Source organism: Paenibacillus sp. OAS669 (genome assembly GCF_014873645.1).
GTDB lineage: Bacteria > Bacillota > Bacilli > Paenibacillales > NBRC-103111 > Paenibacillus_S > Paenibacillus_S vulneris.
This window is the reverse complement of the sequence record NZ_JADBDR010000009.1, coordinates 190441-206836: the sequence shown is the minus strand read 5'-3', so window position 1 is coordinate 206836 and position 16396 is coordinate 190441. Positions and strand designations below refer to the sequence as shown.

Here is a 16396-nt window from a genome sequence, read left to right as displayed (position 1 = left end):
TTTCTAGAGCGCTCATCTTAAAGGAATACTGAATTCTGTTCCACCCGGTTGAATCCTTTAATGATTAGCCATATAGCCAAAACCAATTGTTGAAAGGCAATTGGAATGTTCAACATCATGTAGGTTGCATCCAGACTGATGAAGCGAATCATAAATAGTAAGCTTGCCAATATGGACAATATAGACCCGACAAGACCTAAAACGGACAACCAACGTGGAACGATTTTTGTTTGGTAAAATATGCAGTTAAACAAGAACATAGCCAAAACAAATGCCAGTGTCGTTGCCACATGGTTCACCAAATCACGTACTTCCCGTAACAATTCACCCAGGGTCTGAAAATACGAACCATTCGGAGCTCCAACTTTTGCAAATTCGTGGCTTAATGTCAGTAGCAACAGAAGAATGATTACACCCATAATAATAAACACACCCGCAATGATGCCGAAAGCAACAGATCCAAGAGCTAAATCTTTATGATGCTTACTTAAAATCGGATACATCAAAATAGGAATACCAACATAGGTAACAACCATTAACAATTGGAAAAAGGCTCCTATTAGCACCTGATTTTCATTTGTAGAAGCCTTGACAAGGTAGTCTGCTCCATCTATAACAGGAACAACACTAAATATACCTGTAACCAACCCGGCTATTAATAACAACCCAGAAATTATTGCAGACCTTCTACCTGAATTTGTACTATTCTTCAACTTAATTAACCTCCTTTTCTATAATATTATAATTGAGCGATATGCCCCAGTAGAACAATTTCATGAGTAGCTAGGATTGCATGACACCTATAAGGTTACAACAAACAAAAAACCGCTGTCTGAAAAAATTGAGGACCTGTTAACAAGGATCAATTAAGCTATATGCTAGCTTGCTGAATGGGATGAAATGTATGTTATAATGGCGCAAAGGCATTTGTGTTGCTAGGTCTTCAATGTGCAAAATGTTACGTACGATAAAGGATTATTTATTTTTCATTCAAAAGACTGTGACCTAATTGAAGGGACATTGGATGAAATAGTCTCTGCGATGCACTATGTAGGTACTCACTCTAATACAGTGACTGAGGATGAGATTGAAATGTCTTTTTACTCAATACGTCCTGTTTAATTTATTGAAGTAACGTTCAATCAAACAGCGGCAATCTAGATGTGTGATCGGGCAACCTCCGGGAGTGCTTTTTATAAAGGCATTCCGATCTTCTTCTTATTTTCACATGTTTTTCAGTCTTTCAAAGCTGCCGTTAAAAATAAGACTCTATAGAGTTTTTCATATGATTAACGAGTGCGGTTACCTCGCTTTCCAGCCCTTCCCAACGATCAACATACTCTCCGCGATAGGCCTTTTTTGCTATGTTGAGTAAAGTCGCATGCTCTTTTGGCAGCTGAGGTATAGCCCATTCTGCAGCTATATCCTTTGATGAGATTTCACCAACAGCCACTGTCAGCCACATTCGGGCAAGAGTTAAAATTACGTTTCGCTCGTCGCCCTTGGTGCTCTCAATTAATCCTGGCAAAGATTCTATAATCGCCCTTCGAATATGTGTCATCGGCACGGGTTCAAGTAGATCAGAAGCATCAGGACCAAAAAGAGAAACGCTATTTTTTCTCACTTGTGCTAAAACAATAGCCAAATCAGGGTTGTAAGTTGGTTCCTGAATTTGTCCATTCTCAAACTCATCCCTGAGCCACTCACCATAGATATATTCGTGTTTTGGCGGAAATCGCCAGGGGACAACTTCTTCATGAATTATTACCGTGACTTCAAGTGGTCGCACAGAATCAGCATTTCCTACCTTTCCGGATATGTGCATGAGTCTGTCTGTTAGTTTTCTGCGACCTATCTCAGTCAAACTTTGATTTACAACCACGAGGACATCTACATCACTATTAATGCGTAAGCCACTGGTTACTGCAGAACCAAATAGATATACCCCGACTACTGCACTGCCAAGCAGCTCCTCTACAACGTTAAATGCTTGGATCGCTTCCTTCGGTATTTTTTTGTTATTCAAGTCACCCATCAGCTACAACTCCCCTTGTCTACCGAACAATTTGACTTGCCTTCGTCCTATTCATTCTGATCATAGTATTACATAGCCTAATGAAACAAGGAACTCCAGCGATCGTCCAGGAGATTACAACCGCAGTTATAAGCGTTCATTAATTCGGATCAACAATTCCTTTAAGGTCTGCTTCTCCTCTTCGGTAAGGACTTGAACAATCTCGTCCTCCACCTTTTGGAAGGAGTCATAGAAGTCTTCAATCAATTCAACGGCCTTTGGTAAAACATAAATATTTTTTTGCCGTTCATTATTGGCTGGAACTTTACGCTCGATAAATCCTTTTTGCTCAAGAACTTGAAGTATGCTTGTAATGCTTGCCCCACGCAGATGAAACCGATCGGCAAGATCCCTCTGAATTAATTCAGTTTCTTGATTCTCGTAGATATAGCCAATGATTTTTCCTTGTTGAGCGTTTAATCCTAACTCTTTTATGCTATCGTCCGCTTTTTTCTTTAACTTAAGGCCAATAATCTGAAACAAGTCCAGATAAGGCGTATCCTTGCGAGGCTTCATGATCGTACCTCCCCATATTGTTAGAAATCTAACTGTAAGTAAATAAACTATACAGGGATCCAAATTTTGTGTCAAACAAAAGTTAGTTTTTTGACAGTTAGAAAACTAACAATTATAATCCTAATTGTTTATCAACAAACACTTGGGAGGAATTCAAATGGAGAAGATAGCTCAAAATGCTGTGTTAGAACAAGTTACGGCGATTATAAATGTACGTATCTTTGATGGAGATCAAGTTATTACGCCGAGATATGTTGTCATTAAAGGGGAGTACATTATTTCAGTGGGCGGAGACCTTCCGGCCGGTGCAACGATTATCGATGGTGAAAATGCGACTCTGATGCCTGGTTTAATTGACGCACATGTCCATACCTCAATCGGAGGATTACGAGATGCCTTAAAATTTGGCGTTACAACAGAACTAGAAATGAACGGCGATTTTACTAAAAGAGGGCGCGAGATTCAGTTGAAAAATGTGAATGACGTCGCTGACGTCCGTTCTGCTGGCACAGCGATCACCGCTCCGGGCGGACACCCGGATGAATTATTGCCGGATGGAGATGAAATACCGGAATTCATATTAAAGGAACTAGAGAAGTTATCGGAGGAAGACCGGGAAGCGATGTTGGCCGCATACGCTCACGATCACGAAGAAATACCGCAAGTGACCACGGTGGAAGAGGCGATTAAGCATGTGCATACTCAAGTGGAAAATGGAGCCGACTATATTAAGATCATGATTGAAGAAGGAACGGTTATGGGTGCACCCGGCCTGCCTGTACTAAGCGACGAGATTCTGAAAGCAGCCGTGACAGAAGCCCACAAGTTCGATAAGTTGGTCATCGCCCACGTCTTGACGGCTCGTTCATCGCAAGAAGCCATCGATTTGGGAGTCGACGGTTTGGGCCACTTGTTTATCGACAGGCCCGAGTACACGTCGGAGTTAGTGCAATCCATAGCCGATTCTGGTGCGTTTGTTATACCGTGCTTGGTGTTGAACTCGTCCATTCTTGGGAGCCCTGCATCACAATTGGCGAATGACCCGCGTGTTCATTCCAAATTAAGTCCCGAATGGATCGATATTTTGAACTCTAGCTTAAATACTTTCCCGCAAGGAAAAATGGAAAATAGCTTTACAAATGTGATGGAGCTTCACAGAGCGGGAGTGGATATCCTGGTCGGGACGGATGTCGCCCCCGTTCCCGTTCCGAATCTTGGCGGCCTTGCTCATGGAGCCAGCGTGCATCATGAATTGCAATTACTGGTTTCGGCCGGATTCACTCCGATAGAAGCGCTTCAGTCAGCTACCTCGAAACCGGCCCGGCGGTTCGGTCTTCATGATCGTGGCCGTATTGCCGAGGATGCGTGCGCTGACCTGGTACTTGTCGATGGGGATCCGACAACTAACATCTCGGATACACTATCTATTAAAGCCGTATGGTTCAAAGGTGTGCAAAAACGAATTTAATCCTTTTTACCCGTGAAGGGGAGCAAAGAAAAATCCCCCTGTAAAGAGACACGTTCCTTATAAAGGCCCGCTGCACGACGATTCATCAGCTCGTAGGCGGTCTCATTCAAGGTATGGGCTACTTCGGCACTCGTACGATCGGGGGAACTGAAGGAAGACACGGCATTTATACGCATTACGGGCGCAGGCTTCAGGGAAGTCATGCGCATGACGTGCAGATTACGAATGAACTCGGGGAGAATCCAAGCGAGTTTTTTAGGTTCAATATTTGATTAAGTGATTATGGAAACCTACAGTCATTGTGCAGCGTCTAATCATCGATGAAGGCCATCAAGGAATCGAAGGAGTGTACATGAATAGGTATCTTATTCTGTCTGTTGTATTTGGGTTCATACTAGTACTGCTTCCTATCCTGCCTAGTTCATGCTTTGCGTGTAGTTGTGCCTTTCAGCGTGATCCAATCAAAGCATTAGATGAAGCAGGTGCTGTCTTTTCCGGTAAGGTAATTGAAATGAAAGAAGATGTTTGGGAAAACAGAAAAAAGGGTGAAGTGTACGAATGGCGGCATGTTGTTAGAATAGCGGTTGAGCAGTCCTGGAAGGGAATGGATCAAACCGAAGTTATTGTAATGACTAATGCCGGCGGAGAAGATTCTTGCGGCTACGAGTTTAAAGTAGGTGAGTCCTACCTGGTTTATGCCTACAAAAACAACAGCACAGGGGTTAACGAATGGCACACAAGCTATTATTCAAGAACGGCATTACTATCTTCCGCATCAGGGGATTTAGAGAAAATAGGCCAAGGTAGTACGCCCAGTGAACGAGTCAACTTGTCTGAACAAATGAATGAATATGAAGCGAAAAACTATTATTATCTTTACCGAAGATATTATCAGGGTTGGATTAAGCCTTATCTATATTATATTGTTCCAGTGGTGCTGCTAATGTTCGTAAGCTGCTTTTATGTAATTATAAAAAGGAGAAGGAAATAGGTATGACAAAGGTTCGTGGCGTTAAACGTCACGGGCCTTTGTCTTTTTCCACCGACGAATCCCCGCAATCCCAGTATCAAAATGTATCCTACCTTACAAAAGTAATCGGATCATACAAAAAAGTGCGTACTACTCAAGGGTAGGGGATTCTGATAACCTAACATACAGAACGATCGATCCATATTTCGCAGAGCGGTACGGTCGTTTAAAAAAATCATAGGTGAGGTGTGAAGGTATGCAGGAATACCAAGTTACTTTGAAAGATAAGCGAATTGTATGGGGGAAGGCTATCGATATGGGGTCTCTAATCGGCAAATATCCTGGCGACTCCATCAGACAGGGGGTGAACGAGGCCATGGATTGGAATCTGCCTGCCGGTGTATACCGGGCAAAAGAGGTCGTTATGGAGCTCGATAAGATGCTTGAGGCAATACTGATACAGCTTGGCGAACCGGTGAACGGTGATCCGACGGTGCTCTTGGACAGCCTTCAAGCCAATTTGGCGATTTCCGGACGCTTGTCATCTTTGCCGCTGGGCCCATTAGCTCTTGAGGATAAAGCTGGCGCCGAGATTACGGCGCAGGCGGTGCGCATCGGCGAGCAATTGGTAAGCTGGGCCAGGGAAATAAATTCCGAGAAAAACGCGCTCGCCAAGTATGGACCGGAAACGCTCGGAAAGCTGGAATTTCGCAGTCACTGTTATGGTCACCCCCTGATCCCGGAAGCCATCGCTCAGGTATGGGGTCCCTATGGCGGTCCAAAGATCATGCAGATTTATAATGAATATCTGCACCAATTCGTTCTGCTGCGGGATGCCTTGCTTCCGTTTGCCAATTGGGAGGAAGTTCCGTTTGAAGTCAAGGAACACGCGGGCTTCAAAGGACTGCGTTTTCTGGAGCCGGCCCGGGAGATCTTTTTAACACAATTGCTCGGGAAAAAGTTGACGCACAAATCGATTATCCGATATGCGCAAAGTGTCGTCAGCTCCGGTTTGACTGATGCCGGTTACGGCTTCCAATATCATCTGGGAACCGTCTTGCCGGCAGGTCTCGGAGAGTCGGCCCGAACGGCAGCGCAGTATCTGCTGAAGTGGCACCCTGTACAAACCATAGCGACAGATGGAACACAAGATTTGACTGCTGTCTCCTTCGACTATGAATATGAAGATTATTATGCCGCTCCGCGCAACGAGGCGGGGAAGGGCACACCGGTGAACGAGAATGGGCTTCCTATTTCCGGGGAGCATTACGGTGAACCATCTATCGCCCGGTTGCTGCCAAATGCCGGTACCGGCCGATCGACCCTACGGTTTAGCCTCGAAATGGAAGGCCGTGAATCTACGGTAGATCTCGGTCAGCTCTTTAGGGGACATCGGTTTTTATATTGTCCGAATAGAAACGACAATGCCGATGCCGCAGTGGCTAAACGAAATTCCATTAGCTGGCACCAAGCGGCAGACATTCTCGCGCATTCCGGATTGGTGACGAATATAGATGGCATTCATTTTATTCCCAGCGGTGGAAATGAACTTGTATTATGGGCGTTACTAGGCAAACTGTATCCCGAAAATGTGGTTTTATTGGACAAAGGAGATAAAGAGGAACTGGAAGCGGCTTATGTTTCCGGCAAAGGGTTCGGAACGCAATTTTTAGTGCTGTAAGTCTTTAAACCAAACGAGATTTACTGTCCATTCGGATAGGAGCAGGAGGAGATTTATATTGACTAAACAACACAAGCTGCTGACTTTTAATTTATTTTTATTGACTTTTGTCCTGGGAACCAGTGAATTTGTGATGGTCGGATTATTAACCGAAGTGGCCACGGATATGAAGATCGCCATATCGGCCGCAGGCTCCCTGGTGTCGGCTTTTGCCCTGTCTTTTGCCATAGGAACCCCGATCTTCACGGCGTTATTCAGCCGATTCTCCAAGTATCCGCTCATCCTTACTTTGATCGGCGTATTTATTGTCGGGAATATGATCACGGCGATGTCCGGGTCGTATGCTCTGCTTCTAGCTTCTAGAGTGGTCACGGCCGTGGTTACCGGCGTCTTGATTGCGCTTGCGATGGCTGTGGCCAGTGAAACGATGCCTCTGGAAAAAAGAGGACCGGTGATCTCCATCATCTTTACGGGTTTTACCGTGGCCAGTGTCCTTGGCGTCCCCCCGTTCTGGCTTGGATCAGCTATCGTTTAGATCGGGGAGCTCGCAGGACATCTAAGGAGGAGAACGAGCTGCGCAGTCAATACGAAGGTAGCTTGTGATCGCGGAATATAAGGTTAAGAGGTACTCGTCTGGGTACCTCTTAACGTATTAATATTTGAAGCGGCTTCTTAGGCATGCTTATGATTGGTATACGATACTTTATCGGGAAAGCTGTCGATATAGGTGGTACCAAAATCGCATAACATCGTGAGCATGGGAGCCAATTGTTCACCCAGCGTGGATAAGCGATATTCCACTTTGGGCGGCGAAACCGGATAAACCTTGCGGATAATGAGTCCGTCGCTTTCCAGCATTCTTAGTTTCATTGTAAGCATTCGTTGGGTCGCATCGGGAAGCAGCCGCTGCAGCTGATTAAACCGAACCGGACCTTTAGACAATTCATTTAATATGGATATTCTCCATTTACCGCTGACTAGATCAAGTACAATTTCCGAGGTGCAGCGATAGGTTTTGTCTCTAAAGGTTATCATCTGTCCACACATCCCTTACAAAAGATTTGAGCAAAAACCGAGATTAGCAGTTAAGCCGAGTTTAATTATAGATCGATCATTCTATATGTTAAGCTTAACCACGCTCCCTTGTCAACGAATTATGGATCGATTATTATAAAATTAATGAAGGGAGATCATCTTATGCCACGAACGGGACGTCCACGCGCATTTAATCGCGACGAGGCGGTTGCGACCGCCATGCTGCTTTTCTGGGAACACGGCTTTGAATCCACCTCAGTGGCTCAGTTGCGGGTGGCGATGGGGGATATATCGGCCGCGAGCTTTTACGCGGCGTTCGAATCCAAGGAAGCGCTGTTCCGCGAAGCGGTGGATCGATATATATCTACTTATGGACATGTTTCGGAAACTTTCAGGGATACAAGCTTGACAGCTAAAGCAGCAATGGAACTGGGATTGCGGGAATCAGCACGGATGCAGACGGAGAACTCCCATCCTTTAGGTTGCCTGTTAGTGTTGTCTGCCGTAAATTGTTCGCCCGAGCAACAACATATCCGCGACCTGCTGTCCAAGGAAAGAGAGAGGGTCCGGGGTTGGATAAAAGAATGTATAGAACGAGCCGTAGTTAACGGGGAGCTGCCCGAATCTACGGATATCTCCGTGATGGTTATGTTATTTGAAACATTTCTACGAGGAATTTCCACTCAAGCCCGGGACGGTGTTCCTTACGAGGCCTTTGAAGCTGCCATAACTCAACTGATGAGTGTATGGGATGCATTGAGCTAATAAAAGTTGCCCCGATAAGGTTATATAAATCTAAATATGCCCTATAGTAAAGCCAAAAAACTTGCTTTAACATTTGCTGGTTGACTGGCAAAACCAAAAGAAACCGTTCCTATCGTAAATGGAAGCACCACCAGCCATTAACGAAAGGAACGGTTTCTTGTACATTCAATAGACACGGACCCTAGGGCGGTCAACCAGCCGCCGATAGTGAGTCAAGCCCGATAATCCGTTCTGATGATTATGCCCTGATTATGGACTTCCTTCCATCCCGTCTCTATAATAGGAGAAACATTAGACGTAACGCCTTACGAGGGAGATGCCATGAAAATTCGTTCCAGCAAATATTTCACCCGTCTCTTAATGTACGGTCTATTGATCGGCTCTATTCCAGCTATCATCGTTGGAGTGATCTCCTATTACAAAGCCTCCTCTATAGTTCAGGACAAGGTCAACCATAGCAGCATGGCAGCTCTTCAGCAAATCCAGCTTCGTGTGGAGCAAATCCTCAAAACGATCGACCATTCGGTTACACAGTATATTAGCTCGCCACTTGTAGTGAACGCTATGTCGCTTCCTTATTCAGCAGCTCATTATCAGGTTTATAACGAAATGTATCAGAACTTGGTGCGCAGCCAAACCTTCGAGCTGACCATAAACAATATGACGGTACTAAATTTAAAAGGTCAATGGGGTGTCGACAACAACAATATCTTTACATTCGACGATATCAGGAATCTGGATCAGCTTCTCCGGTATGAGAATCTATCCTCATTCTCTCTCTGGGTAACGGACGAGGATAAGAGTTCGCCAACTATTAATCTCGTGAAGAAAATCCCGCTGAATTCACTGAAGGCCAATGGGCTGGCCATCGTAACCATTGCCGAATCGCAGTTGGCGGTACTTCTGGCGGCTGACAACCGGATCGGCAGCATCCTGGTCATGGATAAGGATTACCATCTGTTGTCACGAAGCGATCAAAAGGTACAGCAATCCGGTTTGGAGCAGCTTACCGCCGAGATGCAAAGGCGTAGTGAAACGGAAGGACAATTCAATGTGGAGCTTGACGGGGACAACACTAGCGTCACCCTGCGCAAGTCAAGCTACAATGGCTGGATTTATGTGTCCGCCATATCCATCAAGGATATTACGCGAGATTCCCGCTCTATAGGCTGGGTTACTCTGATTGTATGCCTGCTCATGGTTCTCGTAACCGGCGGACTGGCACTGCTCGGTTCCCGGACGTTCTATCGGCCGGTCCGGAAATTGGTCGCAACGATGGTCGACCGATTCGGAGATCCGCCAGAGGAAGCCCGGACCGATGAATTCGCCATGATCGGCTATCGGCTGCAATCCATGCTGCAGACCGAATCCAGCCTCCTGGCCCAGCTTACGGGACAAGTGCGGGAGCTAAAGCAGTTTTTCGTTATGAAGCTGATTCGTGGCGAGGAGAGAAAGTCTCAGCTGTCTGCCAGACTGAGAGAGTATGGCTATTCCGCAAATTGGGAGTGGCATGCTGTACTTGCCATTCAGATCGATTCTTTGGAGAGGTCCCGGTATAACGAAAATGATCGTGATCTGCTCCTCTTCGCCATCGCAAATATCGTCGGCGAGTTGATCCCCGCCGAGGAACGGTTAGATCCGGTGCTGCTGGAACAATCCCAGATTACGGTTATCGGAGGTACTGGGACTTCGGATGTGGAGTACAAGAACCGGTTGTTTGTCTCGGCGGAGCTTATTCAGAAAACCGTGCTGGATTACCTGAAGCTGCAAATCAGCATAGGCATCAGCCGGCCTGGGAAGCAGCTCATTGATATTGCTGTCTCTGTTGAGCAAGCACTTGAGGCGCTTCGCTACCGGATCCGTTTCGGCCCGGAATCCGTTCTGTTTATCGATGATGTCCAGCTTGAAGACCTGGTATCCAGCGTGTTCCCGCACCGCGCAGCCAAAGAGCTGTACGATGCAGTTAAGCTGGCTGAGAGGACAAGGGCCGATGAGCTGTTGGAGCGCTGCATTGGACTAATCTTTCAAGAGCAAGCCGACTGGCGCCAATACCGGATGGCATTGGTGAGGCTGTACACGATGCTTACTGAGCTTGGACAGTTCGAGACAACACCGGATATAAAGAAGGATACGGAGACGGAATTACCACCCGATCAGGAAAAGCAGCTTTTTGACAAACTGCTTGATCTGGAGTCCCAGGAGGAAATCCGCCTGTGGTTTAGCGATATCGTCATTGACCCGATTATACGCAGGCTGGAGCAGCAGAACAAGTCTCACGCCAAGAAAATATCGGACCAGTTAACGGATTTGATCCACCAGAACTTCGATACCGAGCTCACCCTTGAGGCTTGTGCAAGGCAATTGAATTACCACCCCAACTATTTGGGGCCACTGTTCAGTAAGGAAAAGGGGATCAGCTTCAGTGAGTACCTGCAGAGCTACCGTTTGCAGATGGCGAAGCGATGGCTGATAGAGACGGATATGAAGATCGGAGATATCGCAGAAAGACTAACCTACACCAACCCTCAAAATTTCATCCGCTTTTTTCGTAAAATGGAGAACATGACACCCGGACAATACCGGGAATTGCATGGCCGACACCAAACATGAACCCTTCCAAAGACCTTCCGCGATAGGCTCCTTGCCTGTCGTTGGGAGGCTTTTTCAACATGATTGGGAGTATAAAAAATTCGGGGGCTCCCCACAAAGTATCTGAACCCGCATCGAAGCCAGACCCCACTTTGTGGGGTTATCTCATGTTGTTGTAACATGATTATTCCACACGTGATGATGATTATAGCCCCTACAGCGACAAACTCCCTTCCTAATGATTATCCCCCGATTATAGACGTCCGCTTGTCACCCGCTTATCTTGAAGGTACGCACAAAAAAGATACGAAACACGAAGGTGGAGTCGAGAGATGAATTCAATCAATGAAAATCTTGCGCTTGAAATGTCTGTCGCTGCTAAGCCGAAGAAGCAAAGTTTTTGGGAGCAGATAGGAAGGAACAAATGGCTGTATGGGATGCTGGCCCCCGGGGTGCTTTACTTCCTGTTGTTCAAATACGCCCCTATGTGGGGACTTCTTATGGCTTTCAAGGACTATCAGCCTTATCTGGGCTTTCTCGGCAGCAAGTGGGTTGGCATGAAGCACTTCGAGCGGCTGTTCCATGATCCGGCGTTCTGGATGCTTCTGAGGAATACCCTGGTGCTGGCCGGGTACAATATTATCTTCTTTTTTCCCGCACCGATCCTGCTCTCTCTTATGATTAATGAAGTGCGCCGAGAGAAATTCAAACGGGCCATACAGACCGTCATCTACGTACCTCATTTTGTCTCCTGGGTCGTGGTGGTCGGCATCGCCTATACCTTCTTTACCATCGACGGCGGACTGGTGAATGAAGCCATCATGGCAATGGGCGGGAATAAGATCAATTTTCTCGCCAGCGCAGGCTGGTTTAGAACGATGATCACACTGGAAGTCATTTGGAAGGAAACAGGCTGGGGAACCATTATATTCCTTGCAGCCTTGGCAGGAGTCGACCCCCAGCTCTACGAAGCCGCCAAAATGGACGGTGCGGGAAGGCTGCGACAATTATGGCACGTGACGCTCCCAGCCATCCGCTCTACCATTATCATTCTGTTTATCCTCCGGCTCGGTACCTTTTTGGACACAGGCTTTGAGCAGATCTTCCTAATGCTGAATCCGATTAACCGTGAGGTCGGGGAAGTGTTTGACACTTATGTCTATACGGCGGGGATTACACAAGGGCAGTTCAGTTTCAGTACGGCTGTCGGCCTTTTTAAGTCGGTTGTCGGATTTGTACTGGTCATCGGCTCCAACTGGATGGTCAAAAAATTCGGCGAGGAAGGGGTGTACTAATCTATGAATCAGCGACAACGAAGCTGGGGTACCCTTCTGTTCGAGTGGACTAACGTTGCCATCCTGCTATTGGTGGCAGCTGTGATGCTCATCCCGTTTCTTTATATCCTATTGATCTCCTTCGCGACGGAGCAGGAGGTACTGTCCAAGAGCTTTCTCCTATTTCCAACGAAATTCTCGTTGACGGGCTACCGTTACATTTTCTCCACTCCGATCCTGCTTCGCAGCTTGGCAGTGACCGTTGGGGTGACCGTGATTGGGACACTAGTGAACCTGCTGTTGACGGTGCTTATGGCGTATCCGCTTGCCCGTAGGGATCTATACGGACGCCGCCCCATTATGCTCATGGTTATCTTCACGATGGTGTTCAACGCAGGTATCGTGCCTACCTTTTTGATTGTCAAAGCGCTGCACCTTACCAATACCTACTGGGCCCTTATTATTCCCGGCGCGATCAGTGCTTTTAATATGATCATCATCAAAAATTTCTTCCAGCAGCTGCCTGACGGTTTGGAGGAATCGGCCAAGATCGACGGCTGCAATGACCTTGGCATTTTATTCCGTATTGTCATCCCGCTATCTCTGCCAGCTATCGCAACCTTTGCGCTGTTCTATGCAGTGACTCATTGGAATACGTTCCTGAGCGCTATTTTGTACATCAACGATTCGAAGAAATGGCCCATCCAGGTCCTGCTAAGACAGATCGTGATCCTGTCGGAGAAGGGGTTGTCCGATATGAACGAAGCGCCCCCGCCTCCGTCCAAAATTATCAATATGGCGGTTATCGTGTTCTCCACCGTCCCGATTCTGTCAGTCTATCCTTTTTTGCAAAAGCACTTCGCCAAGGGAGTGCTGCTGGGTTCAGTTAAAGGATGATCTGTTCATCTTTTGATACAATATTTTCAATATGATGAGGGGGAGTAAGACATGAAGCAGGTAAAGCTCAAAATGTCCCTAACGGTTGTCGCAGTTATTCTAACGGCCACCAGTTTGTCGGCATGCAGCGGTAATCAGGAAGCGAGGAACACTAACGAAGCGCCAAGCGGACCATTTACATTCACGATGATGAACCAATATTCCTCGACAGAGCCTCCCAAGGCCGACAATCCGATTATTAAGAAGATCGAGGAATACACCCATACCAAGATCAATGCCACCTGGGTTCCGGCGTCTGCTTACAATGACAAGGTGAACGTCTCCATCGCCTCCAATGATCTGCCTCAGGTACTGATGATTGCGGATACCAAGTCCTCATCTATCATCAATGCAGAGCGGTCGGGCATGTTCTGGGAGATCGGACCCTATATCAAGGAGTTTCCCAATCTGAGCAAGTACAACACTAATGAGCAGGTGCTGAACAATATCTCCGTGGATGGCAAGGTTTACGGTTTGTACCGAGCCAGAGCTCTGGCCCGTCAAGGCATCGCCTTCCGGCAGGATTGGCTGGACAATCTGGGCTTGCAGCAGCCCAAGACCATCGATGATCTCTACAAGGTCATCCAAGCATTCGCCTTAAATGATCCGGACAAAAACGGCAAAAACGATACCTTCGGGCTAGTGGAAGCCGAGGATTCGGGAGGAGCAGGCGCCATGGGTCTCACCGGCTTTCAGACTATTGCCTCTTTCTTCGGAGCGCCCAACCAATGGGACATTCAGGATGGCAAAGCCGTTCCCATGTTTATGACTAAAGAAAATATGGAAGCTATGAAGTTCTACAAGAAGCTGTATGACGAAAAGCTGATTAACCTGGATTTTGCGGCAACCAAAGTCAGCAAACAGCAAGAGCAATTTTATCAAGGCAAGGCCGGCATGCTGTTCACTACCCTCGACTTTGTGATCACAGGAGGAAACGAGCTGAAGAAAGCCAGTCCTGCCGCCAAGATCGATATTGTCAGCAAAATTCAGGGCCCTAAGGGAGAGCGGGTGTTTGCAACCACAGGGTATAACGGAATGTTCGTGTTCCCGAAGGCCACTGTCAAGTCGGAGGCGGAGCTGAAGCAGCTTCTTGGTTTCTTCGATAAAATCGTCGATGACCAAATGCTGTATACCTGGACGTGGGGGATCGAGGGTGTCCATTACACCAAAGGAGCAGACGGGGAACCGGCCATCTCTGACCAGACTGCGTACGCCAACGAGGTATCTCCTCTCAAGCAGCTGCCTACCTATGACGGTGCGCTGATGATCTGGAAGGGGAAGGGGGAAGCGGACAATAAATTCCGCACCATGATGAAAAACAATGAGGCCATCGCCGTATCCAACCCGGTGGAGCCACTGATCTCTCAGACGGCCGTGGAGAAGGGAACGGAGCTGAACAAGATCATTGCCGACGCCCGTGTCAAATTCATTATGGGAACCCTGGATGAAGCCGGCTTCAATAGAGAAGTGGAGAAGTGGCGCTCCCAGGGCGGGGATCAAATGATCAAGGAATACACGGAACTGTATACGAAGCAGGCTAAGAAAGCGGCTATGTTAAGAAAATGAGGTCGTTGTGAGTTATTTGCTGGAGGACAATGCATTTGTTCGGCGGGCTTGTCTTGAAGAAGCCACGCATTCGGGAGGTCTAAGGATATGAATAAGGAGTCTTATGATTTTGATATTATCGTCGCCGGCGCGGGTGTCGGAGGAATAAGCGCTGCGTTAGCTGCTGCGAGGCTGCAGATGAGAGTGCTGCTGATTGAGCAAGCCAAGGAAGTGGGGGGGACAGGTGTATTCTCCAGTGTATCTCTGGTATGCACCTTCCGGGATTCCTGGGGAAAACCGATTACCAGCGGTATTCATCGGGAGTTATTTCCCACCTCATACACGCATTACAATGAGAAGCTTGTTCCTACTTATGATGAGCAGGAGCTGAAGGCTGCGTACGAAAGGCTATTGGCTTCCGAGCCGACCCTTACGGTGTGGACCGACAGCAAGGTGACCCAAGTGGATAAGCAGAACGAACGAATTGTTCGTCTGCACATCCAGGGAGGCCGAACGGCTGCGGTTACCGCCAAGATATACCTCGATGCTACTGCCGACGGCAATCTTTCCGCATTGGCGGGATTGGAGTACAGTCTGGGCAGAGAAGGCGATGGGCGGATGCAATCCGCTACCGCCACCTTTAAGGTGAGCGGCATAGACTGTTCTCTACTGAAGGAGCCGGATATTCGGCAATGGTCGGCCATTCATTCGCTGCGCAGGGAACTGTTGCCTTATTATCTCGACATGAAAGCGGCAGGCCGCACCGGCAACCCCCGGCAGGGCGTCACATGCTTTCCATATCCGGATGGGAAGGCCCTGCTGTTTAACTCTACTTCGGTGCTGGATGTAGACCCTACCCGCCCGGAAACGGTTACCAGAGGCAGGGAAGAGGGAATTCGGCAAGCGCAGGAGTTGTTTGAGGCCATCCGGCAGCATCCCGCTTTCCATCACGCGAAGCTGGATTACATTGCCCCCAAGCTGGGTGTCCGAGAGGGGCGGCGAATTGTCGGTGAATATGAACTGACCGCAGAGGACTGCCTGCAGTGCAGGCGCTTTGATGATATGGTGGCGGCATGCGCCTACTCCTTGGACATTCATAATCCGGATGGAGGTGCTAGTCGGCTGGAAAGCATTCCTGAACCAGGCTATTACCATATCCCCTACCGTTCGCTTATTCCCAAGGGCTGCGCCAATCTATTACTCAGCTCACGATGCATAAGCGGTACCCACGAAGCCCACAGCTCCTACCGGATCATGGCTTCGGTCAGCGCCATCGGGGAAGCGGCGGGAACGGCGGCTGCGCTCTGTGTGTTCCAGGGTCTTCAGGATGTCCGGAAGGTCAAGCCCTCCCACATCCGGTTTATTCTCCAGCTGCGGGGCCAATTTGTCGAGGGGGAGGTGGAGCGGGTTCCGATGCCTGCAAGCGCTGCTTGGGCAGAGGGAACGGATTAATCTGGAAGGGACAGCTGGATGAACAAGCCACTGTTCCGCAGCCGGGCGGCTGAGCAGGCCGCCTATTGCGCCAACATAGCTTGGCAATAAT

Annotated in this window: 14 protein-coding genes and 1 pseudogene; 11 read left to right on the top strand and 4 right to left on the bottom strand. The window is 47.8% G+C overall.

Annotation, left to right across the window (positions count from 1 at the left end; translation table 11 throughout):
• Positions 1 to 17 precede the first annotated feature (17 nt).
• The 3 genes from GGC63_RS20710 to GGC63_RS20700 all read right to left on the bottom strand — a co-directional run bounded on the left by GGC63_RS20710 (position 18) and on the right by GGC63_RS20700 (position 2590).
• Positions 18 to 713, bottom strand: coding sequence for a DUF4386 domain-containing protein (locus GGC63_RS20710; RefSeq protein WP_192703916.1), 696 nt, complete (start codon positions 711 to 713; stop codon positions 18 to 20).
• A 542-nt stretch (positions 714 to 1255) separates the two neighbouring features.
• Entirely contained in the window at positions 1256 to 2035 is a 780-nt protein-coding gene (gene ant(9) / locus GGC63_RS20705; RefSeq protein WP_192703915.1) for an aminoglycoside nucleotidyltransferase ANT(9), read from the bottom strand.
• Positions 2036 to 2161: 126 nt separating this feature from the next.
• On the bottom strand, positions 2162 to 2590 hold the full coding sequence (locus GGC63_RS20700; protein ID WP_079912023.1) for a MarR family winged helix-turn-helix transcriptional regulator: 429 nt from the start codon (positions 2588 to 2590) through the stop codon (positions 2162 to 2164).
• Positions 2591 to 2747: 157 nt separating this feature from the next.
• Between GGC63_RS20700 and GGC63_RS20695 the strand changes: the two genes are divergently transcribed.
• The 5 genes and pseudogenes from GGC63_RS20695 (at position 2748) to GGC63_RS20680 (ending at position 7244) form a co-directional block, all read left to right on the top strand.
• The gene (locus GGC63_RS20695) at positions 2748 to 4058 is read left to right on the top strand and encodes an amidohydrolase family protein (protein WP_192703914.1); all 1311 of its coding nucleotides are present in this window, start codon (positions 2748 to 2750) and stop codon (positions 4056 to 4058) included.
• Positions 4059 to 4080: 22 nt separating this feature from the next.
• Positions 4081 to 4330, top strand: a pseudogene (locus tag GGC63_RS34565) (IMP dehydrogenase); the annotation flags it as partial.
• Positions 4331 to 4410: 80 nt separating this feature from the next.
• Positions 4411 to 5049 (top strand): hypothetical protein, encoded by a 639-nt coding sequence (locus GGC63_RS20690; protein WP_192703913.1) that lies wholly within the window; start codon positions 4411 to 4413, stop codon positions 5047 to 5049.
• Between the two features lie 235 nt (positions 5050 to 5284).
• Entirely contained in the window at positions 5285 to 6709 is a 1425-nt protein-coding gene (locus tag GGC63_RS20685) for a hypothetical protein (protein ID WP_192703912.1), read from the top strand.
• 58 nt (positions 6710 to 6767) lie between these two features.
• Entirely contained in the window at positions 6768 to 7244 is a 477-nt protein-coding gene (locus GGC63_RS20680) for an MFS transporter (protein ID WP_225948362.1), read from the top strand.
• A 137-nt stretch (positions 7245 to 7381) separates the two neighbouring features.
• Here the strand turns inward: GGC63_RS20680 and GGC63_RS20675 are convergent, their stop codons facing one another.
• The gene (locus GGC63_RS20675) at positions 7382 to 7744 is read right to left on the bottom strand and encodes a winged helix-turn-helix transcriptional regulator (protein ID WP_192703911.1); all 363 of its coding nucleotides are present in this window, start codon (positions 7742 to 7744) and stop codon (positions 7382 to 7384) included.
• 162 nt (positions 7745 to 7906) lie between these two features.
• Here GGC63_RS20675 and GGC63_RS20670 point away from each other — a divergent pair, with 162 nt between their 5' ends.
• The 6 genes from GGC63_RS20670 to GGC63_RS20645 all read left to right on the top strand — a co-directional run bounded on the left by GGC63_RS20670 (position 7907) and on the right by GGC63_RS20645 (position 16305).
• On the top strand, positions 7907 to 8509 hold the full coding sequence (locus GGC63_RS20670; protein WP_192703910.1) for a TetR/AcrR family transcriptional regulator: 603 nt from the start codon (positions 7907 to 7909) through the stop codon (positions 8507 to 8509).
• Positions 8510 to 8830: 321 nt separating this feature from the next.
• Complete coding sequence (locus tag GGC63_RS20665) at positions 8831 to 11119, top strand: helix-turn-helix domain-containing protein (protein ID WP_192703909.1); 2289 nt, start codon at positions 8831 to 8833, stop codon at positions 11117 to 11119.
• Positions 11120 to 11463: 344 nt separating this feature from the next.
• Positions 11464 to 12393 (top strand): ABC transporter permease, encoded by a 930-nt coding sequence (locus tag GGC63_RS20660; RefSeq protein ID WP_225948382.1) that lies wholly within the window; start codon positions 11464 to 11466, stop codon positions 12391 to 12393.
• 3 nt (positions 12394 to 12396) lie between these two features.
• On the top strand, positions 12397 to 13269 hold the full coding sequence (locus GGC63_RS20655; RefSeq protein WP_192703908.1) for a carbohydrate ABC transporter permease: 873 nt from the start codon (positions 12397 to 12399) through the stop codon (positions 13267 to 13269).
• Positions 13270 to 13320: 51 nt separating this feature from the next.
• A complete protein-coding gene (locus GGC63_RS20650; RefSeq protein ID WP_192703907.1) occupies positions 13321 to 14874 on the top strand; it encodes an extracellular solute-binding protein in 1554 nt (517 codons plus the stop codon).
• An 87-nt stretch (positions 14875 to 14961) separates the two neighbouring features.
• Positions 14962 to 16305 carry an FAD-dependent oxidoreductase gene (locus GGC63_RS20645; RefSeq protein WP_192703906.1) on the top strand — a complete coding sequence of 448 codons (1344 nt, stop codon included), beginning with the start codon at positions 14962 to 14964 and terminating at the stop codon, positions 16303 to 16305.
• The last annotated feature ends 91 nt before the right edge of the window (positions 16306 to 16396 follow it).

What these genes read in the sequence shown, in the direction of transcription:
- GGC63_RS20660 (WP_225948382.1), top strand. Translation starts at nt 11,464, where the DNA reads ATGTCTGTCGCTGCTAAGCCGAAGAAGCAAAGTTTTTGGGAGCAGATA.
- GGC63_RS20655 (WP_192703908.1), top strand. Translation starts at nt 12,397, where the DNA reads ATGAATCAGCGACAACGAAGCTGGGGTACCCTTCTGTTCGAGTGGACT.
- GGC63_RS20690 (WP_192703913.1), top strand. Translation starts at nt 4,411, where the DNA reads ATGAATAGGTATCTTATTCTGTCTGTTGTATTTGGGTTCATACTAGTA.
- GGC63_RS20700 (WP_079912023.1), bottom strand. Translation starts at nt 2,590, where the DNA reads ATGAAGCCTCGCAAGGATACGCCTTATCTGGACTTGTTTCAGATTATT.
- GGC63_RS20695 (WP_192703914.1), top strand. Translation starts at nt 2,748, where the DNA reads ATGGAGAAGATAGCTCAAAATGCTGTGTTAGAACAAGTTACGGCGATT.
- GGC63_RS20650 (WP_192703907.1), top strand. Translation starts at nt 13,321, where the DNA reads ATGAAGCAGGTAAAGCTCAAAATGTCCCTAACGGTTGTCGCAGTTATT.
- GGC63_RS20685 (WP_192703912.1), top strand. Translation starts at nt 5,285, where the DNA reads ATGCAGGAATACCAAGTTACTTTGAAAGATAAGCGAATTGTATGGGGG.
- GGC63_RS20665 (WP_192703909.1), top strand. Translation starts at nt 8,831, where the DNA reads ATGAAAATTCGTTCCAGCAAATATTTCACCCGTCTCTTAATGTACGGT.
- GGC63_RS20675 (WP_192703911.1), bottom strand. Translation starts at nt 7,744, where the DNA reads ATGATAACCTTTAGAGACAAAACCTATCGCTGCACCTCGGAAATTGTA.
- GGC63_RS20645 (WP_192703906.1), top strand. Translation starts at nt 14,962, where the DNA reads ATGAATAAGGAGTCTTATGATTTTGATATTATCGTCGCCGGCGCGGGT.
- GGC63_RS20670 (WP_192703910.1), top strand. Translation starts at nt 7,907, where the DNA reads ATGCCACGAACGGGACGTCCACGCGCATTTAATCGCGACGAGGCGGTT.